Below are 22,246 nucleotides of genomic sequence, written 5' to 3'. Positions count from 1 at the left end.
CAGGTCACGCGACGGGTCGACGGAAAGGCGGCGGGCACCGGTATGGGTAGGCACAGCATGCCCGACCCTAGGGACTCCGTCGACCCTCCAGCTGACGAGTACGTGGCCGACGAGCCATACGCTGCCGACGATACGGGTCACCACCACCGCGAGCCCGGCCCCGAGCCGCGGGCCGATTACCCCAATTATTCGCGCGAGGACGACTACCCCGCCGCCGAGGGCGATCTTTACGCGGACGACTGGGACTTTCAGGATTCCCCGGCCGGCGAGCACCCCTACCCTGGCGACGCCGCGTTCGCGGCCGGCACCGCCGACGAGTATCCGGAATTCCCGCCGCGCGAGGCGGGCCCGGCGAGCTCGGAGCCGCCGGCATCCCCGCCGTCTCTGTTCCGGGGCGGCCACCGGGGACTCGGCGACTGGCGGGGCGGCCATCGCAGCGAGGGCGGGCGCCGAGGGGTCAGCATCGGCGTCATCGTCGCGCTCGTCGCCGTGGTAGTCGTGGTGGGCACCGTGATCCTGTGGACTTTCTTCGGTGACGCGTTGTCCCACCGCTCGCATACCGCCGCCGCGCGCTGCGTGGGAGGCAAAGAGACCGTCGCCGTCATCGCCGACCCGTCGATCGCCGATCCCGTGCAGCAGCTCGCGGAGAGCTACAACTCCACAGCCGACCCGGTCGGTGATCACTGCATGGAGGTGAGCGTCAAGCCGGCCGGCTCCGATGCCGTCCTCAACGGTTTCGCCGGCAAGTGGCCGGCCGACCTGGGCGGCCAGCCGGCGTTGTGGATCCCGGGCAGCTCGATCGCCGCCGCGCGGCTCGCCGCGGCCGCCGGGCAGAAGACGATCACCGAAAGCCGTTCGCTGGTCACCTCGCCGGTCATGCTCGCGGTCCGGCCGGAACTCGGTCAGGCCTTGGCCAGCCAGGGCTGGGCGGCGTTGCCCGGCCTGCAAACCAACCCGAACTCGCTGGCCGGGCTGAACCTGCCGGCGTGGGGATCGCTGCGGCTGGCACTGCCGATGACCGGCAACGCCGACGCGTCACTCCTGGCCGGGGAGGCCGTGGCGGCCGGGGCGGCACCCGCGGGCGCGCCGCCGACACAGGGCACCGGCGCCGTGCGCACGTTGCTGAGCGCCCAGCCCAAGCTGGCGGACAACTCCCTGACGGAGGCGATGAACACGCTGCTCAAGCCCGGCGACGCGGTGACCGCGCCGGTGCACGCCGTGATCACCACCGAGCAGCAGCTGTTCCAGCGCGGCCAGTCGTTGTCCGACGCCAAGAACACGCTGGCGTCCTGGCTGCCGCCCGGGCCGGTGCCGGTCGCCGACTACCCCGCGGTGCAGCTCAGCGGCTCTTGGGTGACGCACGAGCAGAGCTCCGCGGCCAACGGGTTCGCCCGCTTCATGCAGAAGCCGGAACAACTGGCGAAGCTGGCCAAGGCCGGCTTCCGGGTGAACGGGATCAAACCGCCGAGCAGCCCGGTCACCAGTTTCGCGGCGCTGCCCGGCACCCTGTCGGTGGGTGACAACGCGATGCGCGCCACGCTGGCCGAAGCCATGGCCGCCCCGTCCAGCGGGCTGGCCGCGACCATCCTGCTCGACCAGTCGATGCCCACCGAGGAAGGCGGAAAGTCCCGGCTGGCCAACGTGCTCGGGGCACTGCAGGAAAAGATCAAGTCGTTGCCGCCCACCGCCGCCGTTGGGCTGTGGACTTTCGACGGCCACGAGGGGCGCTCGGAGGTGACGGGCGGACCGCTGGGCGACCCCGTCAACGGCCAGCCCCGTTCGGCTGCGCTGACGGCCGCGCTGGAAAAGCAGTATTCGTCGCCCGGCGGCGCGGTGTCGTTCACCACGCTGCGCATGCTCTACCCAGAGATGCAGGCCAATTACCGTGCCGGCCAACCGAATTCGATATTGGTGATCACGACGGGGCCACACACCGACCAAACGTTGGACGGGCCCGGGTTGCAGGACTTCATCCGCAAAAGCGCCGACCCCGCCAAGCCGATCGCGGTCAACGTCATCGACTTCGGCGCCGACCCCGACCGCGCCACCTGGGAGGCCGTCGCCCAGCTCAGCGGCGGCGGCTACCAGAACATCGCCACGTCGGCGTCCCCTGACCTTGCCGCGGCCCTCACCGCGTTCTTGAGCTGAGGATCGACCGGCCGACCCGTCGCGAGCGTCTCCCGAGCGTGTGACCCGTTGTCACCCCTCAGGCATACGATCGCGGCGTTGCCCGAAGGGAGCGTCATGAAGGTCGATTTCACCCCGGATCCCCGGCTTTATCCGTTCCAGTCGCGCTGGTTCGACAGCTCGCGCGGACGCGTGCACTACGTGGACGAGGGCGACGGGCCGCCGATCCTGCTATGCCACGGCAATCCGACGTGGAGCTTCCTGTACCGGAACATCATCGTTGCGCTGCGCGACCGCTTCCGTTGCATCGCACCCGATTACCTCGGCTTCGGGCTGTCCGAGCGACCCGCCGGATTCGGATACAAGATCGACGAGCACGCCCAAGTGGTCGGCGAGTTCGTCGATCATCTCGGCCTCGACGGCTATCTGACGATGGGACAGGACTGGGGCGGGCCCATCGGCATGGCGGTCGCGGTCGAGCGCGCCGCTCGAGTCCGCGGCATCGTGCTGGGCAACACCTGGTTCTGGCCGGCGGACACGCTGTCGACAAAGGCGTTCAGCCGCGTCATGTCCAGTCCGCCCATGCAATACGCCATCCTGCGCCGGAATTTCTTCGTCGAACGGCTGATCCCGGCGGGGACCCAGCACCGCCTCAGCGCGGCGGTGATGGAACACTACCGGGCCGTGCAGCCCAGCGCCGAGGCGCGGAAAGGCGTGGCCGAGATGCCCAAGCAGATCCTGGCCGCCCATCCCCTGCTGGGCCGGCTTGCCGCGGAGGTGCCGGCCCAATTGGGCGGCAAACCCGCGCTGTTCGTTTGGGGGATGAAGGATTTCGCCTTCGCACCCGGCCCGACCATCCCGCGGATGCGCGCGACGTTCCCCGATCACGTCCTCGTCGAGCTGCCGGACGCCAAGCACTTCATCCAGGAGGACGCACCCGACCGGATCGCCGCGGCGATCATCGAGCGCTTCGGCTGAAGGCCGGTCTCGCTCGTAACGCCACGGCGAAAATACCGGCCGAATTTCGCCGTGGCGTTACGCCCGCGCCACGTCAGGCGAACGCCTCCACCGGCGGGCACGAGCAGACCAGGTTGCGGTCGCCGTAGGCGCCGTCGATGCGACGCACCGGTGGCCACACCTTGGGCCGGAAGGCCTTGCCCAGCGGGTAGGCCGCCTCCTCCCGGGTGTACGGGTGGTCCCAGTCGGAGACCAGCAGGCACTCGGCGGTGTGCGGCGCCCCCCGCAGCGGGTTGTCTTCAGCTGACCATTCCCCCGCGCCGACGCGGTCGATCTCGCCGCGGATCGCGATCATGGCCTCGCAGAAGGCGTCGACTTCGGTCAGGCTCTCGCTCTCGGTGGGCTCCACCATCAGCGTGCCGGCGACCGGGAAGCTCATGGTTGGCGCGTGAAAGCCGTAGTCCGCCAGCCGTTTTGCGACATCGTCGACGGTCACTCCGGTCGCCTTAGTGATGCCGCGCAAGTCCAGGATGCACTCGTGGGCCACCATGCCGTTCTCGCCGGCGTAAAGCACCGGGAAGTACTCGTCGAGACGCCTCGCGATGTAGTTGGCCGAGGCGATCGCCGTCAGCGAGGCCGCCCGCAGCCCCTCGGCGCCCATCATCCTGATGTATGCCCAGGTGATGGGCAGGATCGAGGCCGACCCGTAGGGCGCCGACGACACCGGATGGCCCCCGGGCAACTCCGGGGCGTACGGATGGCCGGGCAGGAACGTGGCCAGGTGCGAGCGCACCGCCACCGGACCGACGCCCGGCCCGCCGCCGCCGTGCGGGATGCAAAACGTCTTGTGCAGGTTCAGGTGGCTGACGTCGCCGCCGAACCTCCCCGGCCGGGCCAGTCCGACCAGCGCGTTGAGATTGGCGCCGTCGATGTAGACCTGGCCGCCGGCGTCGTGCACGGCCGCGCAGATCTCGGCGATGTCGTGCTCGTAGACGCCGTGAGTGGACGGGTAGGTGATCATCAACGCCGCCAGCCGGTCCGCGTGCTCGGCCACCTTGGCCCGCAGATCGTCGAGGTCGACGTCGCCAGCCCGACCGGCCTCGTCGCGGCAGTCGACAACCACCACCCGCAGTCCGGCCAGCGCGGCCGATGCGGCGTTGGTGCCGTGCGCGCTGGACGGGATGAGGCAGATGTCGCGGTGCGGTTCGCCCCGGCTCGCGTGATAGTCGTGGATGGCCAGCAGGCCGGCGTACTCGCCTTGCGAGCCGGCGTTGGGCTGCAGCGAGACGGCGTCGTAACCGGTGATCTGCACCAGCCACTTCTCCAGGTCGGCGACCAGGCGGCGCACTCCCTGGGTGTCGGATGCCGGCGCGAACGGGTGCAGGCGGGCGAATTCCGGCCAGGTGACCGGTTCCATCTCGGCGGCGGCGTTGAGTTTCATCGTGCACGAGCCGAGCGGAATCATGCTGCGGTCCAAGGCAATATCCTTGTCCGCCAGCGTGCGCAGGTAACGCATCATCGCCGTCTCGGTGCGGTACTGGGTAAACGCCCGATGGGTCAGGAACTCCGAGGTGCGGGTCGCCCCCATGTTGGCGTCGGTGCCGCCGCGATCGGCGACCGCCGATCCGAAGGCATCCAGAACCGCGGCAACGTGCGCATCGGTGGTGGCCTCGTCGCAGGCCACCGAGACGTGGTCGTCGTCAACTCGCCACAGGTTGATGCCCTTGGCCTTGGCCGCGGCGAGCACCTCGTCGGCGCGTCCGGGCACTCGGGCCAGCACCGTGTCGAAGTACTCGTTGTGTACCAGCGCGTCTCCCAGCGCGGCGGCGATCGTCGCTGCGTGGCCATGCACGCGGCGGGCGATCCCGGCCAGCCCATCGGCGCCGTGGTAGCTGGCGTACATCGCGGCCATCACCGCCAGCAGCACCTGCGCGGTGCAGATATTGCTGGTCGCCTTGTCGCGGCGGATGTGTTGCTCGCGGGTCTGCAGCGCCAGCCGGTAGGCCGGTGAACCGTCGGCGTCCAGCGACACGCCGACCAGCCGCCCCGGCAGCTGGCGGGCGTGCTTGGTGTGGACCGCCAGGTAGCCGGCGTGCGGGCCGCCGAATCCCATTGGGACACCGAATCTTTGGGTGGTGCCGAACGCGACGTCGGCGCCGATGTCCCCGGGCGGGGTGATCAGCGTGCACGCCAGCAGGTCGGCGCCGATGGCGACCAGCGCGCCCCGGTCGTGCGCCTGCGCCACCAACGCCGACCAGTCGGTGATCCGGCCGCTGGCGCCGGGCAGCTGCGCGATGACGCCGAAGAAGTCACCGTCGGGCAGGCCCTTGCGCAGGTCGGCGCTGACGATCTCGATGCCCGGTGGCCTGGCCCGGGTGGCCAGCACGGCCGCGGTCTGGGCGAAGACGTCGGTGTCCACGGCGAGCCGGTTCGTGCTGCCGCGGGCCGCGCGGTGCATCAGCGTCATGGCCTCGGCCGCGGCGGTGCCCTCGTCGAGCATCGACGCGTTGGCGACCTCGAGGCTGGTGAGGTCGGCCACCACCGTCTGGAAGTTCAGGAGCGCCTCCAGCCGGCCCTGGCTGATCTCGGGCTGATAGGGCGTGTAGGCGGTGTACCAGGCCGGGTTCTCCATGATGTTGCGCAGCAACACCGGCGGGGTGAGCGTGTCGTAGTAGCCCTGCCCGATCATCGACACGGCCACGGTGTTGGAGTCGGCCAGCGCGCGCAGCTCGGCCAGCGTCTCGGCCTCGCTGGCGGGCGGCGGCAACTTTTCCAGACCCGGCGCCGCGCCGCCGTCGGTGAGCGTGTCGAGGATGCCGTTCGGAACCGCCTTCGATGCCAGCTCGTCTAACGTGTCGACGCCGATGACGGCGAGCATGGCCGCGACGGCCTGGCTGTCTGGGCCGATGTGCCGGGCTGCGAAGGGCGACTGGGCGGGCCTAACAAACTCCGAATCTTCAGCCAAGGCGAAACTCCTGAGGTCGAGGGACTAGCGGCCCTCTCCCTCTGTCTTCACCCGTTCGCCGGGCGCCTGAGAGATTCGGCGCCTGCTGCTGCCTGGGCGCCTTTCCCCATCGGCGGGTGTGGACCGCTGGAAATCTCCAGGGGACGCCACCGCTTTCCAGAGGCATCGTTAACTCGCGCGGTCCGGGTGCCTGAGAGGTTGACGGAGAGGTGTTGCTCCTTCGGCGTCCGTGACTGGCAGCCACGAAACTCTCCCGCTCGAGTGCGATGCGTGCGCCAGTTTACTCGGCCGCGTCGACGCGCGGCGTGGTGTTCAGTCGCACGCCGAAGGGCGCGGTCAGCCGATCTTGCGGTCGCGGTGCTTGCGCCGGGACGCCAGCTCGTCTTCCGGGGCCGCAATGGACTCGCCGCCGTCGGCGCGCTCACCGTGGAAGTCCGCGATGACGCCGGTCAGCTCGCGCATCGCCCCGGACACGGCGATGCCGAACACGCCCTGGCCGCCCTGCAACAGGTCGACGACCTCTTCGGCCGATGTGCACTCGTACACCGTGGTGCCGTCCGAGAACAGGGTGATGTTGGCGAGATCCTGGACGCCGCGCTGGCGCAGATGGTCGACCGCGACGCGGATGTTGTGCAGCGAGATGCCGGTGTCGAGCAAGCGCTTGACGATCTTGAGAACCAGGATGTCCTTGAACGAGTAGAGCCGCTGGCTGCCGGAGCCCGCCGCGCTGCGGATCGACGGAACCACCAGTGAGGTCCGCGCCCAGTAGTCCAGCTGCCGGTAGGTGATCCCGGCGATCTGGCAGGCGCTCGGCCCGCGGTAGCCCACCAGCTCGTCGGGCACGGAATCGTCGGGGAACAACCCCGGTTGAACGGGTGCGCTCGGTGCGGTGACGGGTTGGTCGCTGCTGGCGGCGTTCGCTTTGTCAGCTAGGTCGAGCTGTTCTTGACGTGGCTGGTCGCTCACGGTGGTTCCTCTCGCCGATCGCGCTGTCATCGGTAGCTGCGTCTCTGGCTGCACCGCAGCCACGTTTGCTCAGGCCCGAGTGCTAGTGAGCTTACGCTTTTCGATAGCCGCCGCGCCCTAAGTCGTCATCAAAGTATGGCCGCCGCGGGGCCAAGTGGCAGCACCATCGTCCAGCGTGTCGACATCGCGCTGCCAGATGAGATGCATCCGTGATGTCGGCGTCCAGCGTAGTCGTACGCCGAGCAGTCCCCCGCAAGCGGGAGGTGCCCCCAGCAGAATCGCATCATTCGGGCAGAGTCGTGCGAGTTTGCGCCTGGTCGCGGTGGGTGGTCGCGACTCGCTAGGTGGCCTTGAAATCGTCAGGAGACACGCTGTCGAGGAACTCCTTGAATTTCTCGACCTCGTCCTCGCGGACGGCGGTGTTGGCCTCTTCGTCGCTCTCGTCGGGGATGAGCAGACCGGCCTGGGCGAGCACGGCCTCCTCGACATAGATCGGAACGCCGACCCGCAGCGCTATCGCCACCGAGTCGGACGGGCGCGCCGAGACGGTGATGTTGCGGTCGAAGACCAGGTCGGCGTAGAAGGTGCCCTCCTGGAGATCGACGATCCGCACCTCTTTGAGCGAATGCCCAAGGGCAGCAATGAGATCCCTGATCAGGTCGTGCGTCAGCGGGCGAGGCGGTTCGACGCCCTGCTGCTCCAGCGCGATGGCGGCGGCTTCGGACTGACCGATCCAAATTGGCAGGTACCGGTCGCCGTTGGCTTCGCGCAGCAACAGCACCGGCTGGTTCTGCGGCTGCTCGACGCGAATGCCGACAACACGAACTTCACCCATCTGTGTCCGCCCTCCGCATCTCTTCAGCCCGCCGAACACCAAGCTGTCCAACGAAGTCTAATCCTCAGCGATGGAGAACGTCGCGAACGGCAGACTTGATCAGCGAGGTGTGCAACGTGATGGCGAGCGCGGCCACCTCACGCGCCAGGTCGTCGGCGCGATCGCGGGCGCCGGCCTTCCCAGCTTTCACTAGCGGCCCCGCGATTTGGGCGATCAGATCGGACTGCCTGTCGGCCGCGGAACGGAAGGCGCGCAGATGCCGCGGTTCGACGCCGTATTCGGACAGCGCCCGCGCGCATTGGAGAATGACCACCGCGTGTTCGTCGAAGAAGCCGCCCGGGCCGGTGGTGATCACCCCCGCCTTGAGCAAAGCCGTCAGCAGTTCGTCGTCCACGCCCGAGCGTTCCAGGAGGTCCTCTCGACTCAGCCGGATCCGGGTGGGGGCCACCGCCGCCGCATCGGGGCCGGCCTCCGCTTCCCCGTTGCTCGGCACCGACACCAATCGCGGTACACCGTAAGGCGATCCGATCGGCGGCAGCTCGCCCTCGGGCACGGCGTCCAGCTGCGCCCGGATCACCTTCAGCGGTAAGTAGTGGTCGCGCTGCGCGGTGAGGATGAAGCGCAGCCGCGCGCAGTCGTATGCGGTGAACCTGCGATATCCCGACGCGGCGCGCTGCGGCGTCACCAGCCCCTCAGCCTCCAAGAAGCGAATCTTGGAGATTGTGACATCGGGGAAATCCGGCCTCAACAGGTCGAGGACAGCCCCAATCGACATCCCGGCCAGCGCCGGGCTATCGGGTGCGCTCACTACCCTCCGGAACCTCCGTCGTCGTCACCCTGCCTGGGGCCGGTCAAAAAGACCAACCGGAACTTGCCGATCTGCACCTCGTCGCCGTTTGCCAGGACCGCCGAATCGACGGGCTCACGGTTGACGTAGGTGCCATTCAGGCTACCGACATCAACGACGTGAAATTCGTTATTCTCCAACCTGAATTCGGCGTGGCGACGGCTGACGGTGACGTCGTCGAGGAAGATGTCGCTGTCGGGATGCCGCCCGGCGGACGTGGTCGCCTGGTCGAGCAGGAAGCGCGACCCGGCGTTCGGTCCGCGTTTGACGACCAGCAACGCCGAGCCGGCCGGGAGTCCTTCGACCCCCGATACCGCGCTCTCGGTGCCCGCCTGGGCGGGGGCGTCGAGTTCGTTGAGGAAGTCGGCGCGGAAGACCGAAGTCGTCTCCACCGTGACTTCGTCAGAGTTCTGGTCGTTGTCCATGCCCGTCACGCGCTGCTCCTCACTGGCCGCTGTGGCGTTATCCGAACCGGGCCGCTCGCCCGGCTCTCCCCTAGGTCTCTCGAGGTTTCCTGAGTTTTTCTAGCCCCGCACTGCCGATTACTTGACTGTCTAGTGTCTAACAAGTGTCGATCTGTCGACCGTACCGCGCACCGGTCCGCGATGTGCCCCCGCCGGAGGATCGCAAGCCCGATTGTCCGGCTTCCGCCACAAGTAGGTGGGGATGGCTCCCCCACCGACTCCAACCGGCTGCGCCGCCCGCATCGCCGAGCGGGGCTGGCAGGCACATTAGCAATCGTCATTCGGTCAGTGTCCCGCGGTAGGCCTCAGGGTCGAGCAGCGTCGAAATCGCCGACTCGAGCTCGGCGGCGGCCGAAACCTGGACATCCACCAGCCAGCCGGACCCGTACGGGTCGGAGTTGACCAGCTGCGGACTGCCGTCCAGGTCGCCGTTGATCGCCAACACCGTGCCCGAGACCGGCGCGAACAGGTCCGACACCGACTTCGTCGATTCCACCTCGCCGAAGGATTCGCCCGCGGTCACCTGGCTGCCCACATCGGGCAGCTGAACGAAGACGACATCGCCCAGCGCCGACTGCGCAAAGTCGGTGATACCGACCCGCACGATGTCCTCACCGCTGCGTCGAACCCACTCGTGTTCGGCGGTGTAGTGCAGATCGGACGGGATATCGCTCACGGGTGATCCTGTTCTGGTCGCTTCTAACAAGGCAAGTTCACTTGACGGGCTGAGCGTATTGGTGCGGTTTTGGTTGTCGCAAGGTGGTCACGTCCACTCGGTCGGCCTGCTGCACCGACATCCGCGCGCCGACGCGCTTGACACTGTCTTCCGCACCGCCGGGGATGTTCATGGCCGCGGCCAGTGTGGGCGGATCCCCAATCGCCAGAATCGAATACGGGGGCGACAGGTTCTTGGTGTCGACGGTCAACGAGCCGGGCGTACCCACGATCCAGGTATCGACGCCCACCCGCACGGACTGGTGTGCGTCGTTGATCTCGATCGCTTCGGCGCCGGCGGCCCGCAACTCGTTGATCACGTCGAGCATCGCCTCCGGTGAGACCCCGGGCCCGGGGTCCTCGATCGTGATGGTGACGCCCGGGCCGGTCGCGCCCACCGCGCCGACCAGGATGGACAGCGCGGCCAGCCGGGCCTGGGCGCTCTGGATCGCGGCCTGATCGTTGTTGCCGGAGGCCTGCAATGAATTCAGCGTGTTTTGAAGCTCGCCGACTTCGGTGTTCAGCGTGGCCTCGCGCTGCCGCAGCGAGTCCAGCAGCACCAACAGGTCGGCGGGGCGGGCGGTGTCCAGCGCGTCGCCCGACTTGGTCTGGCGGACCTGGGTGACGATGGCGATCCCCAGGACGAGGCACAGCAGGGTCGCCAGCGCCCCGAAGGCCAGACGGGAGCGACCGCCCCGCAGCAGCGCGGACAACCCCGTGCGGTGCACGGGCCCGATGTCGGGGCGCGGGCGGTGCGCCGGTAGTTCGTGGCGGCCGTGATGCGCACCCTCGCTCGCGGCGGGCTCGGCTTCGGAGTGACCGTGCGGGGTTGGCGCGTCGCGACTTTCGGCGGCGGCGCGATCGGGCGGGTCCTGGCTCACGGCGACCTCATCTGTGTCATAGCGCCGCTCCTCTCCCCCGCAAGCGGGAGGTACCCCCACATCGCTTCGTCCCCCTCGCCGCTTCGCGGCTGGGGGTGCCCCCACTGCATCGTCGCCGCGGTCATGCCCCGAACAGCCGGCGCCGCAGGGCGGCGGCGTTGCCGAAGATGCGGATACCCAGCACGACGATGATCGCCGTGGACAGCTGCGTGCCAACGCCCAGTTGGTCGCCGACGTAGACGATGAGGGCGGCCACGAAGACGTTGAACACGAACGAAATCACGAAGACCTTGGGGTCGAAGATCCGTTCGAGGTAGGCGCGCAATCCGCCGAACACCGCGTCGAGCGCGGCCACCACCGCGATCGGCAAATAGGGCTGGATGACCTCGGGGACGGCGGGGTGGAAAACCAGGCCCAGCACGATGCCGACCACGAGCGCCGCGATCCCGATCATGCCCGGTCTCCCGTCGGCATTTCTCCGCGGGAGATGCGTCTGGCGAGGGGTTGTCTCACCGGGGCCCAATCTGTTTGGCGAACTTGACATCCCGGGTCGGTCCGGCGGGCAGCGATAGGCCGTCGGCGACGTTCACGGTGACGACGACACCGTAAGAGGCCTCTAGCAGCCTAAGGCGCTGCAGGCCGGGGCTGTTGTCGAAGACGTCCTGCATCGAGTGCGGCGGCCCGACCGCCAGGATCTTGTAGGGGCTGCTGGTGGGGTTGTTGTCGACAAGAATCGCCGCGCCGGCCTGCCGGATGGTGACGTTCGGTCCGATCCGGACACCGCCGACGGAGACGGCTTCGGCGCCGCTGGCCCACAACGAGTTGACGACCAGCTGGAGGTCGCGGTCCAGGATGATCTGCCTGCTTCCGTTGACGCGCTGTTTGGATACGTCGGAAAGGTTCGGGCTGGCACCGGGATCCGTCACGGTCACCGTGAGACCGGGACCGATGACCGCCGTGCTGGCCGCCGCGAGGCCCAGCGCGTCGAGACTGGTCAGCAGCCGCTGCCCCTGGGCGTTTTCCGCCAGCGCGTGTCGCTGCACGTCGTCGACTCGGGTCGACAGGGCGCCGCGCTCTTGGCCCAGCTTGGCCGCCGCGACTTCCGACGAACGCACGCTTTGCAACAGCAGCTGCTGGGCGGTGCGTACGCCGGGCGCGACCGAGCGTGCCTGCGCGACTGCGGCGGCGAATACCGTGGCGATCAGCAGCGCCGCCAGAGCCTGCCAAAGCCAGCCGAAGGCGCGTTCCCGCCCACGCGTTGCCGAGCCGGAACTGCCCCGTCTGGCCGCGGCCGCGGCATAGCCGGGATCCAGGTGCTCCGACAGCAGGGCGCGCAGCAGGGAGGGCACCGGGATCAGCTGGGGCCGCGCGGCGGCGTGGGCGCTGCGGCCGGCGTTGGGGTCATAGCCGCCGAGCAGGCGGTCCTCCTCAGTCATGCTCACCCGCCTTGCGTGTCACCGGCCGGCGGGCAGGCTGTTTCAGCTTGGGCATGCGGCGCACGACCAAGGTCATCTGCACGGCATACAGCACGAACGCCCACAGGTACATATACAAACCCCAGCCCAAAAAGCCCCAGCCGCAGGCCCTCAGCACGCGGCTCCATTCGGCGCCGCCAGTTCCCAGCAACACCAACGGAAAGCCGGCCATCAACGCAAAGGTGGCACCCTTTCCTACGTAGGTCACCGGGAGCGCCGACAGCCCGCGACTGCGAAGCAGCGGCAGCGTCGCCGCCAGCAGCCCGTCGCGCACCAGCAGCGTGATGACGAACCACCACGGCACGATCCCGCTGATCGCCAGGACGATCGGAACGGTCACCATGTAGAGGCGATCCACCGCCGGGTCCAGCAGAACGCCGAGCCGCGAGGACTGGTTGAGCGTTCGGGCGATCTTGCCGTCGGCCCAGTCGGAGGCCCCGCTGAACATCAGGATCGCCACGGCCCACCCGTTGGCGTGCGCGAACAGCAGGACGTAGACGAATACCGGGATGAGCAGCAGGCGGACGGCGCTCAGTGCGTTGGGCACCGTCAGCACCCGATCGGGCGGAAGCTCGGGCTCCATGAGCCGTGACATTAGCCCGACGAGGATGCGGTCCGCACGACGGATTGGGCCGTGCGCTGGGAGCACCACCCGCTTGCGGGGGATACGCCGCGGCGATTTTCGGCGCGATTTTTCGCCGCGACGTTACGTGCGGCGATCAATCAGCGGAAAACCCCGGGCAGGCTCAGGGTCGACAGCGTGTCATCCGACAGCGGATTGTCGTTAACCATGTAGGTCCACGTCGACGTCGGTCGCGCCAGTTTGGACAGGTCCAGCCCCGGCTCGTCTTCGAGCACGTTCGCGGTTTCGAAGGTCTGTTGAGCCGCCTCGATGGCGTCGGCCGCCAGCGACGCGAACGCGTCGACCGCCATCCGGTGGAACTCGTCCAGCGGATTCTGCCGGCCCAGCGCCCGCAGGTGGATGCTTTCGCGGATGTCGGCCAGATACGCCAGATGGTCGGCCCAGCCGCGGTCGAGGTGATACAGCATGATGAGCCGGCAGATCTTCTCCAGGCGCGATTCGGACTCGTCCTTGGGCATAAGCTGCGTCAGCTCCTCGTACCGGTCCGGCGCCAGCTCGGCGAGTTCCTCGCGCGCGGTTGCGGTGCGCAGCAACGTGTTTCGGCGATCCACGATGATGGCGCGCTGCTGGGCGATCAGCTGGTTGTAGCGCCAGGTGTTCGCGTGCACGTCCAGCATCCGGCCCTCGGCGACCCGCTGGGCGTGGTCCAGCATCCCGGCCGCCTTGGGGCTGACGATCCGGCCGTCCTCATCGGTTTGCATGGGCAGCTTGTTGTGGTCGAGATTGGCCGCGACGACGTCGTCCTCCCAACTCGAAAAGAACACCGACGACCCGGGGTCGCCCTGGCGTCCGGCGCGGCCGCGCAACTGGTTGTCGAGCCGCTCGGTGTGGTGCCGGCCCGTCCCCACCACGTGCAGCCCGCCCAGTTCGGCGACGCGGTCGTGGTCGGCCTCGTCGGATCCGCCGAGGCGGATATCGGTGCCCCGCCCGGCCATCTGGGTCGACACGGTGACCGTGCCGTGCTCGCCGGCCTCGGCGATCACCTTCGCCTCCTCGGCGTCGTTCTTCGCGTTGAGCACGACCGCGGGCACGCCGCGGCGCAGCAGCCGCTCGTGCAGCTCCTCGGACTCGGCCACGTCGCGGGTGCCGACCAGCACCGGCTGCCCGGTCTCGTGCACCCCGGCGATGTGCGCGACGATCGCGTCGTTCTTGGAGGCTGCGGTGATGTAGACCCGGTCGGATTCGTCCTCGCGAATGTTGGGAGTATTCGGCGGAATCGGTGAGACACCGAGCTTGTAGAACTGGCGCAGCTGCTCGCCGGCGGCCAGCGCGGTGCCGGTCATGCCGCACACGGTGGCGTAGCGGTTGATCAGCGCCTGCACGGTGATGGTGTCGAGCACCTCGCCCGTTTCGGTGGTCTCGATGCCCTCCTTTGCCTCGACCGCGGCCTGCAGGCCGTCGGGCCAGCGCTGCAGTTGCGCGATGCGGCCGCGCGAGGAGTTGATCAGGTGCACCGCGTCGTCGCGCACGATGTAGTGCACGTCGCGCTGCAACAGCACGTGCGCGTGCAGCGCCACGTTGACCTCGGTGAGGGTGGTGCCGACATGTTCCTCGGAGTACAGATCGATGCCGCCGAGCGCCTTCTCGACCTTGCGGGCGCCGACGTCGGTCAGGTGGACGTTGCGGCTGTCGGAGTCGGTGTCGAAGTCCGTGCCCCCGTCCAGCTCGCCGACCAGCTTGATGATCTCCAGCCGCGGTGTCTCGCGATGCGTGGTGCCGGCCAGCACCAGCGGCACCAGCGCCTCGTCGACCAGCACGGAGTCGGCCTCGTCGATGAGGGCCACGTCGGGATTGGGTGACACCAGGTCGTCGACGTCGGTCGCCAGCTGGTCGCGCAGCACATCGAAGCCGATCTCGTTGACCGAGGCGTAGGTGACGTCGCAGCCGTAGGCGGTCCGGCGGTCCTCGCTCGTCGACTCCGCGGTGATCCAGCCGACCGTCAGCCCCATGGCCTCCAGCAGCGGACCCATCCACTCCGCATCGCGGCGGGCGAGGTAATCGTTGATGGTCACGACGTGCACGTGCCTCTCGCCCAGGGCGTATCCGGCGGCGGCGATCGCGCCGGCCAGTGTTTTGCCCTCACCGGTGGCCATCTCGATCACGTCACCGGCCAGCATCCGCAGCGCACCGAGGAGCTGCACATCAAATGGTCGCAACCCCGTCGCCCGCTCGGCCGCTTCCCGGGCGATCGCGAGGAACTGCGGGACGTCGGCGGACTCCGCGAGGTCGCCGAGCTTGAGCAGCCCGGTCGCCTTGAGCAGCTTCTCGTCGCTGAGATCGGCGGCCTCCTGGTCGAATTCCGAGGAGGCGTCGACGTCCGCGAGGGACCGGCTGCGGTTCTTTTCGGTGCTGGCGCCGAGCAGTCGCCAGAACCGGCTAGTCAGGCGGCCGGGTTGGGTCCGGGTGGTCTTTGGCACAGGTCAACGGTACGCGAGCCGCCCACCCTCGCGAGCGTGCGTGTTGGTCCGCGACACGCCGGGGATTGGCGTGCAACTGCGCACGCTCGCGCGTGGGGTGGACCCGTCAGGCGAGGTTGGATCGGCGTGGGTAGGCGACGGTCGGGTCGGTGAGCACGTTGACGACGGCGGGCAGGCCGCTGGCGAAGGCGCGTTCCAGCGCGGGCCGCAACTCGGTGGGCGCGGCCACCAGCTCGCCGTGGCCGCCCAGGGCGCGCGCCACCTCGTCGTAGCGCGTGCCCGGACGCAGCTCCGCCACCACCGAGTAGCCGTACAACGCCTCCATGGGGTGCTTTTCCAGCGCCCAGATCCCGTTGTTGCCGACCACCGACACGACCGGCACGCCGTGCCGGACCAGGGTGTCCCACTCCATTCCGCTGAAGCCGAACGCGCCGTCGCCCTGCAGCAGCACGACCTGGCGGTCGGGCCGGGCCAGCTTGGCGGCCAACGCGTAACCGGGGCCCGAACCGAGGCAGCCGAAGGGGCCGCTGTCCAGCCAGCAGCCCGGCAGATAGCTGTCGATCACCCGGCCGGCATAGGACCCGAAGTCGCCCGCGTCGATGACGACGATGGCGTCGCGGTCCAGCAGCGGCGCCAGCTCCGCATAGACCCGCATCGGATGCAGCGGGATCCGGTCATCGGCGAGCTCGGCCTTCTCCTGGGCGCGCGCCGCGGTCTCGGCCGTTCGGAGCTCGTCGACCCAGTCCTGGTGGGGGGCACCAGCCGTTGCGGCCAGGGCCGAGAGGATCGAGGTGAGATCGCCGTACAGACCGGCGGCGATGGGACGGGGATGCTCGCGGACGGGTTCGCCGCGGTCGGCCACGATCAGCTGGGTTTCCGGCCCGAACACCTTGCCGAAGCCCAGCCGGAAATCCATTGGCACGCCGACGATCAGCGCCACGTCGGCCTCCCCCAATGCCTTGCCGCGGACCCGCGAGAAAGCCATCGCGTGGTCGGCGGGCACCGCGCCGCGGGCCATCCCGTTCAGCAACGCCGGAATTTGAAGTTCCTCCGCGAGGCGTAGCAGCGCCGCCTCCCCGTGTCCCCACCAGACGTTGGTGCCCGCCATGATCACCGGCCGGTGCGCCGCCGCCAGCAGGCTGACGGCACGGTCGAGGGCTTGGGGATCCGGGGTCGGGCCGGGCGGCACCGCGCTCAAGGCGCCGGGCCGGCCGTCATCCTCCGACATCGAGAAGGCGTGGTCCATCGGGAAGTCGACGAATCCCACACCCGACGGGGCGCCGACCGCCGCCCGCAATGCCTCGTCGACCAACCGGCCGGCGTCGTCGGCCGACTGCGCGGTAGCGGCGAATCGAGCCAGCGGCGCCACGAACGGCACGTGGTCGATCTCCTGCAGCGAGCCCATGCCCCACCGCAGCGCGGGGGCCCGGCCGCCCAGCACCACCAGCGGCGACTGGTTCTGCTGTGCCGCCGCCATCGCGCTCATCCCGTTGGTGACGCCCGGCCCGGCGGTCAGCGCCGCCACTCCGGGCAGCCTCGTCACCTTCGACCAGCCCTCGGCGGCGAAGGTCGCGGTCTGCTCGTGCCGGGTGTCGATCAGCCGGATACCCTCGTCACGGCACCCGTCGTAGATGGAGAACAGGTGGCCGCCCGATAACGTGAACACGGTGTCGATGCCGCTGGCTTTGAGCCGGCGTGCGATGAGCCGGCCGGCATGTACGGTCGGGCTGGACGGAGCGTCGATGCTCATGCCGGCAGCCTATCCACAATCCCTCGGGTACCTTCTCGGGGAAGTATCACCATGAGGCTTTCCTGCATGCCTCGGTAACAAGGAGACGTCGAAGTTGGGCCCCACGCCGTTCAAGCCGTCGATCGACTGGTCGACGGCACTCGTTGATTCCGTGCGGTGGATCGCCATGGCGTGGGCCGTCGGCGCGGTCTGCCTGCTGGCCGTGCTCATTGCGTTCAGGTACCTGACACCCTGGGGCCAGCAGTTCTGGCGGATCACGCGCGGATACTTCGTCGGCGCGGCGAGCGTCAAGGCGTGGCTGGGTCTCGCGGTGCTGTTGCTGTCGGTGCTCCTCGCGGTGCGCCTCACCGTGCTACTCAGTTACCAGGGCAACGACTTGTACACGTCGGTTCAGAAGGCGGTGCAGGGCATCGCGGCGGGCAATGACGCCGTCAAAAACTCTGGGATTCACGGCTTTTGGATGTCCATCGGGATTTTCGTGGTGCTGGCGGCGCTGTATGTCATCCGGTTCGCCGCGGACGTCTATCTGACGCAGCGATTCATCATCGCCTGGCGCATGTGGCTGACCGCCCACCTCACCGACGACTGGCTGGACGGCAGGGCTTACTACCGGGATCTGTTCATCGACAACACCATTGACAACCCGGACCAGCGCATCCAGCAGGACGTCGACATCTTTACCGCCAACTCCGGCGGCACCCCGAACATCCCTTCCAACGGCACGGGGAGCACCCTGCTGTTCGGTGCCGTCAACGCGGTGGCCTCGGTGATTTCGTTTGCCGCCATCCTGTGGAACCTGTCCGGCGAGCTGAACCTCTTCGGCTTCACGTTGCCGCGGGCCATGTTTTGGACCGTTCTCGTTTATGTGCTGATCGCGACGGTGGTGGCGGTGTGGCTGGGGCGCCCCCTGATCTCGCTGAGCTTCAACAACGAGAAGCTCAACGCCGCGTTTCGTTATGCCCTGGTGCGGTTGCGCGACGCGGCCGAGGCGGTGGGCTTCTATCGGGGCGAGCGGGTCGAACGCGCGCAGTTGTGGGGGCGCTTCAGACCGATCATCGCCAACTACCGCAAGTTCGTCCGCCGAACCATCATCTTCAACGGGTGGAACTGGTCGGTGTCACAGACCATCGTCCCGTTGCCCTGGGTAATTCAGGCGCCGCGGTTGTTCGCCGGCCAAATCGACTTCGGCGATGTGGGCCAGACGGCGACGGCGTTCGGCAACATTCATGACTCGCTGTCGTTCTTCCGCAACAACTACGACGCGTTCGCGTCCTTCCGCGCCGCGATCATCCGGTTGCACGGTCTCGTCGACGCCAACGCCCGGGGCCGTGCGCTGCCGACGCTGTTGGTCAAGCCGAGCGAGGAGGTGGCCGTCGAGCTCGCCAACGTCGAGGTGCGCACGCCCGCGGGTGACCAGTTGATCGACTCGCTTGACGTGCAGCTGGACACCGGCGACACCCTGGTGATCACTGGGCGCTCGGGCGCCGGTAAGACGACGCTGCTGCGCAGCCTGGCCGAATTGTGGCCGTATGCCTCGGGAACGTTGTGCCGCCCCGACGGCGAAAACGCGACGATGTTCTTGTCGCAAATGCCGTACGTGCCGCTGGGCAGCCTGCGGGGCGTGGTGTGCTACCCGAATTCGCCCGACGAGATCGCCGACGACACCCTGCGGGACACGCTGACGAAGGTGGCGCTGGCGCCGCTCTGCGATCGCCTCGACGAAGAACGGGACTGGGCCAAGGTGCTCTCCCCCGGCGAGCAGCAGCGCGTCGCCTTCGCTCGCATCCTGCTCACCAAGCCCAAGGCGGTCTTCCTCGACGAGGCCACGTCCGCGCTCGACGAGGGATTGGAATTCGCGCTCTACCAGATGCTGCGCAGCGAACTGCCCGACTGCGTCGTGGTCAGCGTCAGCCACCGCCGCGCCGTCGAGCAGCACCATGCCCACGAGCTGCATTTGCTTGGCGGCGGCCAGTGGCGGCTCGGCCCCGTGAAGAAGGAGCCCGCGCAGGTTTAGCGGTTTGCGGCCGGGGTTGCCCCCGAGCGTCGCGAGGCTGTAAATCCGCGGAGGTTTACTCGCACTTTTGCGGCAAAATTACAGCCTCGGTGCGCCACGCCGGTCACGGCCGCGCCTACGCGCCCCCGGTGCTGTGGGCCGCGTGCGCGCCGGCGAGGCGACCGAAGAACGAACCCTCCCCCAGCTGCGTTCCGCTGGCATAACCCTTGCCGTCCTGGGCGATGTTGGAGGCGCACGCCCCCACCGCATACAAGCCGGGCACCGGCAACCCGTCCTGGCGCAGCACCTGCCCGTCCACGGATGTGGCCAGTCCGCCGACGGTGAAGCCGGCGTACATCGCCTTACCCAGTGACAGGTCGAACGCGCCCCATGGCCCTTTGTCTTGCGGCGCAAGGAATTCCGGTTGCTTGTGAAAATCGGGGTCCTCGCCGCGCGCGGCATGGGCGTTGTAGCGGTCCAGCGTCGCGACCAGATTGCCCTGCGGGATGCCGAGCGCGGCTTCCATCTCGGGCACGGTCTCCCAGCCGTCGATCAGCGGCACCAGCGGCATCTTGGGATGCTCCAGATGCGCCTCGTCGACGATCAAGTACGCCGCGCTGTCCGGCTGATCCATGATGAACCCGGCGGTCCTGGAATGGTATGAGTCTTCGGCGACGAACCGCTGCCCGAGCTTGTTCACGATGATCCCGGTGAGCAGGATCGACGGCGGGTACGGCGGCGCGGTGATGAAGATCTGGTCCATGTGCTGGGTGGCGCCGCCCGCGGAGACGCCCATCCGGATGCCCAGGCCGTCGTCATAGGTGTTGCCGAGCACGAAAGGCTTCTCGCCGAGCTTCGGGGTGTACCTGGCTACCATCTCCGGATTCATCACGAACCCCCCGGCAGCGATGATCACCGACTTTGCCTTGATCGCACCGGTTTCGGCGAAGTGCTTCCACAGCACGCCGGTCACGCGGGTCTCAGCGCCCGAACTATCCACGACGAGCTGGGTGGCCGCCGTCTCGTAGCGGACCTGCACGCCGAGGCTCGTCGCGCGCTTGAGGAGCAGGTCGATCACCATGCTGGCGCCGCCGGTGTCGCCGGGCACGGGCACCTTGTGGCCGCGCGGCGCGGGAACCGCCTTCTCCAGGAAGGGCCACACCTTCTCGTTGCCGGTGAACATCAGCCCCTCGGTGTTGGGCTGGATCACGGCCTTGCCCGGGAAGTAGCTGCGCTCGAACTGAAAACCCAAGTCTTCCAGCCAATCGAAATGCTCGACGCTGCCCTCGCAATAGGCACGAATCTTGGCGTGGTCCGGCTGCCGTGACACGGCGACGAGGTACTTGTACATCTCCTCCGGCGAGTCGGGGTGGCCGGTCGCCTGCTGGACTGCGGTCCCGCCGCCGAGGTAAAAGTGGCCTCCCGCAAGGGAAGTGGTGCCCCCCGCCACGGCCGCGCGCTCGAGCACCAGCACCCGCGCGCCGGCGGCCGCCGCACTCACCGCCGCGCACCCGCCGCCGATGCCGAAACCGATCACCACCACGTCGACCTCATCCGACCAGGACGCCGCCGTGTCCGCGTTGACCGTTGCTGGGATCTCGGTGCTCATTGGAGCCACTCCTCTCCCCCGCAAGCGGGAGGTACCCCCACATCGCTGCGTCCCCCTCGCCGCTGCGCGGCTGGGGGTGCCCCCACTGCATCGTCGCTGGCGCGGCTCACCGCTGCTCCTGTTTGATGTAGTCGTAGAACGCCCTCATCTCGGGCGAGACGTAGGCGATTTCCAGAAACGGCACCCCCGCTTGGCGCGCCGACACATAGGCGAACTGGATGCCGCCGGGCATCACGCCCCGCTGCACAACCGGGGCCCCCTGCTCAGCGGCCTGCGCCAACGCCGCGTCGAATCGTTCGGGGCTGGGCGCCTCCGTGCAGATGTGGTGCAGACCGGGCCCCGATTCCCGCAGAAAGTCGCTATAGATGTTCTCCCCACGGACCGGCGAGATCAGCTCCAACTGCATGTCGCCGAGGTAGCTCAGCGAGATGCTGGCGACGAAATCGGCCGGCTTGCCAAGGTAGCTGCAAGTGTCCGGGGCAAAGTGCACGTCGGGTATCCGCACCCACTTCCGAACGCCTAATAGGCCGGTGAGGGCGGTTTCGGTGGCATCCAGGTCCGGGGTGACCCAGGCGATCTGTGTCGGCGATTGAGTGGGAAGGGTCATCGTCTCGCAGGATAGCCCAGTCGGCTGGCCGTCAGAAAGGGCCAAGAAGGCTTTGCCGCGAGCGCCCGCGTCCGTCGCGCAAAAGCCCGATGAACACGTTCTAATTCGCCAGCTATCCGTGCTGGCTCAGCACGTCCACCAGCAACCGCAGCTGGGTGTCGAAGACCGCCGCGGGATCGGTCAGGGTATCGGCGCCGTACTGCCCGAACACCTCGAGGCTGATGGCGCCCAGCACGCCCGCCCACAACAAGAAGCACTTGGCGATAACCTGGTCGTCGCCCGGAAACCCAAACTCCTGGCGAATGCGTTCGAAGTCCGACGACATCGGTTGCGGCGCAACATCATTCGTCAACCGGATGTCTCCGGTCGCGATCCCGGCGGCCACGGCGTCGAAGATCGCTCCCACCACTCGGGTGCCGGCCGCGACCGTGCGGGCCGCGGGCGCGTGGTATCCGGGGACGGGGCTGCCGTACAGCAGGGCCCAGCGGGCCGGATGGGCCACGGCCCACCGCCGCGCCGCCCGCGCGATCGCGATGACGTCGTCGCTCCAGAGGTCGCCCACGGTCTCGCGGGCCCGGTCCACGGTGTCGGCCAGGTCGGAATAGGCGTCAATCAGCAGCAAGGTCAGCAGCTCGTCGCGGCTGGACACGTACCGGTACACGGCCGAGGACACCATGCCGAGGTCACGGGCTATCGCGCGCACCGATAGCGCGGCGGCGCCGCCGTCCACCAGCTGGCGGCGGCCGAGTTCGATGATTCGCGCCTCGATCTGCTCCCGCGATTCCCGGCGTTTGCCCACGCGGCCAGTCTGGCACAACCGAGATCACCGCTCTTGCTTTTTGGCGGGGCCTGTGGCAGCGTGTTCGGCATAGAGAGCACCGCTCTCGTATCCCCCGCCAGAGAGGACTCTCAATGAGAAAGTCAAGCCGCGGTCGTGGTGATCGGGGGTGAGTCGGGTTGCCAGGTGCGGTGGTCGCGGATGAGGGCGTAAAGGAT

18 protein-coding genes and 1 riboswitch are annotated in these 22,246 nt (G+C 68.3%); of the genes, 3 read left to right on the top strand and 15 right to left on the bottom strand.

What is annotated here, in order from left to right; translation table 11 throughout:
* Nucleotides 1–42: 42 nt before the first annotated feature.
* Both JWP83_RS30355 and JWP83_RS30350 read left to right on the top strand, forming a co-directional pair.
* Nucleotides 43–2,148, top strand: a complete 2,106-nt coding sequence (locus tag JWP83_RS30355; RefSeq protein ID WP_297739066.1) for a substrate-binding domain-containing protein — start codon at nucleotides 43–45, stop codon at nucleotides 2,146–2,148.
* 96 nt (nucleotides 2,149–2,244) lie between these two features.
* The gene (locus JWP83_RS30350; RefSeq protein WP_297739063.1) at nucleotides 2,245–3,105 is read left to right on the top strand and encodes a haloalkane dehalogenase; all 861 of its coding nucleotides are present in this window, start codon (nucleotides 2,245–2,247) and stop codon (nucleotides 3,103–3,105) included.
* 73 nt (nucleotides 3,106–3,178) lie between these two features.
* Here the strand turns inward: JWP83_RS30350 and gcvP are convergent, their stop codons facing one another.
* The 12 genes from gcvP to JWP83_RS30290 all read right to left on the bottom strand — a co-directional run bounded on the left by gcvP (nucleotide 3,179) and on the right by JWP83_RS30290 (nucleotide 17,041).
* Nucleotides 3,179–6,049, bottom strand: a complete 2,871-nt coding sequence (gcvP, locus tag JWP83_RS30345) for an aminomethyl-transferring glycine dehydrogenase (protein ID WP_297739060.1) — start codon at nucleotides 6,047–6,049, stop codon at nucleotides 3,179–3,181.
* Between the two features lie 168 nt (nucleotides 6,050–6,217).
* Nucleotides 6,218–6,315: riboswitch (glycine riboswitch) on the bottom strand.
* A gap of 70 nt (nucleotides 6,316–6,385) precedes the next feature.
* Nucleotides 6,386–7,015, bottom strand: a complete 630-nt coding sequence (locus tag JWP83_RS30340; protein WP_297739057.1) for a MerR family transcriptional regulator — start codon at nucleotides 7,013–7,015, stop codon at nucleotides 6,386–6,388.
* 340 nt (nucleotides 7,016–7,355) lie between these two features.
* Complete coding sequence (locus JWP83_RS30335) at nucleotides 7,356–7,850, bottom strand: bifunctional nuclease family protein (protein ID WP_066933175.1); 495 nt, start codon at nucleotides 7,848–7,850, stop codon at nucleotides 7,356–7,358.
* A 64-nt stretch (nucleotides 7,851–7,914) separates the two neighbouring features.
* On the bottom strand, nucleotides 7,915–8,658 hold the full coding sequence (locus JWP83_RS30330) for a MerR family transcriptional regulator (protein ID WP_297739042.1): 744 nt from the start codon (nucleotides 8,656–8,658) through the stop codon (nucleotides 7,915–7,917).
* A complete protein-coding gene (gene garA, locus JWP83_RS30325; RefSeq protein WP_297739080.1) occupies nucleotides 8,658–9,122 on the bottom strand; it encodes a glycogen accumulation regulator GarA in 465 nt (154 codons plus the stop codon). The genes JWP83_RS30330 and garA overlap by 1 nt, the downstream gene beginning before the upstream one ends.
* A gap of 316 nt (nucleotides 9,123–9,438) precedes the next feature.
* On the bottom strand, nucleotides 9,439–9,837 hold the full coding sequence (gcvH, locus tag JWP83_RS30320; RefSeq protein ID WP_297739040.1) for a glycine cleavage system protein GcvH: 399 nt from the start codon (nucleotides 9,835–9,837) through the stop codon (nucleotides 9,439–9,441).
* A gap of 37 nt (nucleotides 9,838–9,874) precedes the next feature.
* Nucleotides 9,875–10,756 carry a DUF881 domain-containing protein gene (locus JWP83_RS30315; protein ID WP_297739037.1) on the bottom strand — a complete coding sequence of 294 codons (882 nt, stop codon included), beginning with the start codon at nucleotides 10,754–10,756 and terminating at the stop codon, nucleotides 9,875–9,877.
* Nucleotides 10,757–10,877: 121 nt separating this feature from the next.
* Nucleotides 10,878–11,210 (bottom strand): small basic family protein, encoded by a 333-nt coding sequence (locus JWP83_RS30310; protein WP_297739036.1) that lies wholly within the window; start codon nucleotides 11,208–11,210, stop codon nucleotides 10,878–10,880.
* A gap of 55 nt (nucleotides 11,211–11,265) precedes the next feature.
* Nucleotides 11,266–12,192 carry a DUF881 domain-containing protein gene (locus JWP83_RS30305; protein ID WP_297739035.1) on the bottom strand — a complete coding sequence of 309 codons (927 nt, stop codon included), beginning with the start codon at nucleotides 12,190–12,192 and terminating at the stop codon, nucleotides 11,266–11,268.
* Entirely contained in the window at nucleotides 12,185–12,814 is a 630-nt protein-coding gene (locus JWP83_RS30300; RefSeq protein WP_297739034.1) for a CDP-alcohol phosphatidyltransferase family protein, read from the bottom strand. Before JWP83_RS30300 ends, JWP83_RS30305 begins: the two co-directional genes overlap by 8 nt.
* Before the next feature lie 140 nt (nucleotides 12,815–12,954).
* Entirely contained in the window at nucleotides 12,955–15,291 is a 2,337-nt protein-coding gene (gene secA2 / locus JWP83_RS30295) for an accessory Sec system translocase SecA2 (RefSeq protein WP_297739033.1), read from the bottom strand.
* A gap of 106 nt (nucleotides 15,292–15,397) precedes the next feature.
* On the bottom strand, nucleotides 15,398–17,041 hold the full coding sequence (locus JWP83_RS30290; protein WP_297739031.1) for an acetolactate synthase: 1,644 nt from the start codon (nucleotides 17,039–17,041) through the stop codon (nucleotides 15,398–15,400).
* Between the two features lie 94 nt (nucleotides 17,042–17,135).
* On the opposite strand from JWP83_RS30290, the gene JWP83_RS30285 reads away from it, so the two are divergent.
* A complete protein-coding gene (locus JWP83_RS30285) occupies nucleotides 17,136–19,055 on the top strand; it encodes an ABC transporter ATP-binding protein/permease (protein WP_297739029.1) in 1,920 nt (639 codons plus the stop codon).
* A 115-nt stretch (nucleotides 19,056–19,170) separates the two neighbouring features.
* Here JWP83_RS30285 and JWP83_RS30280 read toward each other — a convergent pair whose 3' ends face one another.
* From JWP83_RS30280 to JWP83_RS30270, 3 genes are all read right to left on the bottom strand, one after another.
* Nucleotides 19,171–20,643: an FAD-binding protein gene (locus JWP83_RS30280; protein ID WP_297739027.1), complete on the bottom strand. Its 1,473-nt coding sequence runs from the start codon at nucleotides 20,641–20,643 to the stop codon at nucleotides 19,171–19,173.
* Nucleotides 20,644–20,749: 106 nt separating this feature from the next.
* On the bottom strand, nucleotides 20,750–21,250 hold the full coding sequence (locus JWP83_RS30275) for a VOC family protein (protein ID WP_297739013.1): 501 nt from the start codon (nucleotides 21,248–21,250) through the stop codon (nucleotides 20,750–20,752).
* A 112-nt stretch (nucleotides 21,251–21,362) separates the two neighbouring features.
* Nucleotides 21,363–22,049, bottom strand: coding sequence for a TetR/AcrR family transcriptional regulator (locus tag JWP83_RS30270; RefSeq protein WP_297739011.1), 687 nt, complete (start codon nucleotides 22,047–22,049; stop codon nucleotides 21,363–21,365).
* Nucleotides 22,050–22,246 lie beyond the last annotated feature (197 nt).

This window comes from Mycobacterium sp., from assembly GCF_025965855.1.
In the GTDB taxonomy this organism is placed as follows: Bacteria; Actinomycetota; Actinomycetes; order Mycobacteriales; family Mycobacteriaceae; genus Mycobacterium.
The sequence above is the reverse complement of the archived record's forward strand: the minus strand, read 5'-3'. Positions and strand labels throughout refer to the sequence as shown.

What these genes read in the sequence shown, in the direction of transcription:
- JWP83_RS30355 (WP_297739066.1), top strand. Translation starts at nt 43, where the DNA reads ATGGGTAGGCACAGCATGCCCGACCCTAGGGACTCCGTCGACCCTCCA.
- JWP83_RS30350 (WP_297739063.1), top strand. Translation starts at nt 2,245, where the DNA reads ATGAAGGTCGATTTCACCCCGGATCCCCGGCTTTATCCGTTCCAGTCG.
- JWP83_RS30335 (WP_066933175.1), bottom strand. Translation starts at nt 7,850, where the DNA reads ATGGGTGAAGTTCGTGTTGTCGGCATTCGCGTCGAGCAGCCGCAGAAC.
- garA (WP_297739080.1), bottom strand. Translation starts at nt 9,122, where the DNA reads ATGGACAACGACCAGAACTCTGACGAAGTCACGGTGGAGACGACTTCG.
- JWP83_RS30310 (WP_297739036.1), bottom strand. Translation starts at nt 11,210, where the DNA reads ATGATCGGGATCGCGGCGCTCGTGGTCGGCATCGTGCTGGGCCTGGTT.
- JWP83_RS30305 (WP_297739035.1), bottom strand. Translation starts at nt 12,192, where the DNA reads ATGACTGAGGAGGACCGCCTGCTCGGCGGCTATGACCCCAACGCCGGC.
- JWP83_RS30300 (WP_297739034.1), bottom strand. Translation starts at nt 12,814, where the DNA reads ATGGAGCCCGAGCTTCCGCCCGATCGGGTGCTGACGGTGCCCAACGCA.
- JWP83_RS30290 (WP_297739031.1), bottom strand. Translation starts at nt 17,041, where the DNA reads ATGAGCATCGACGCTCCGTCCAGCCCGACCGTACATGCCGGCCGGCTC.
- JWP83_RS30280 (WP_297739027.1), bottom strand. Translation starts at nt 20,643, where the DNA reads ATGAGCACCGAGATCCCAGCAACGGTCAACGCGGACACGGCGGCGTCC.
- JWP83_RS30275 (WP_297739013.1), bottom strand. Translation starts at nt 21,250, where the DNA reads ATGACCCTTCCCACTCAATCGCCGACACAGATCGCCTGGGTCACCCCG.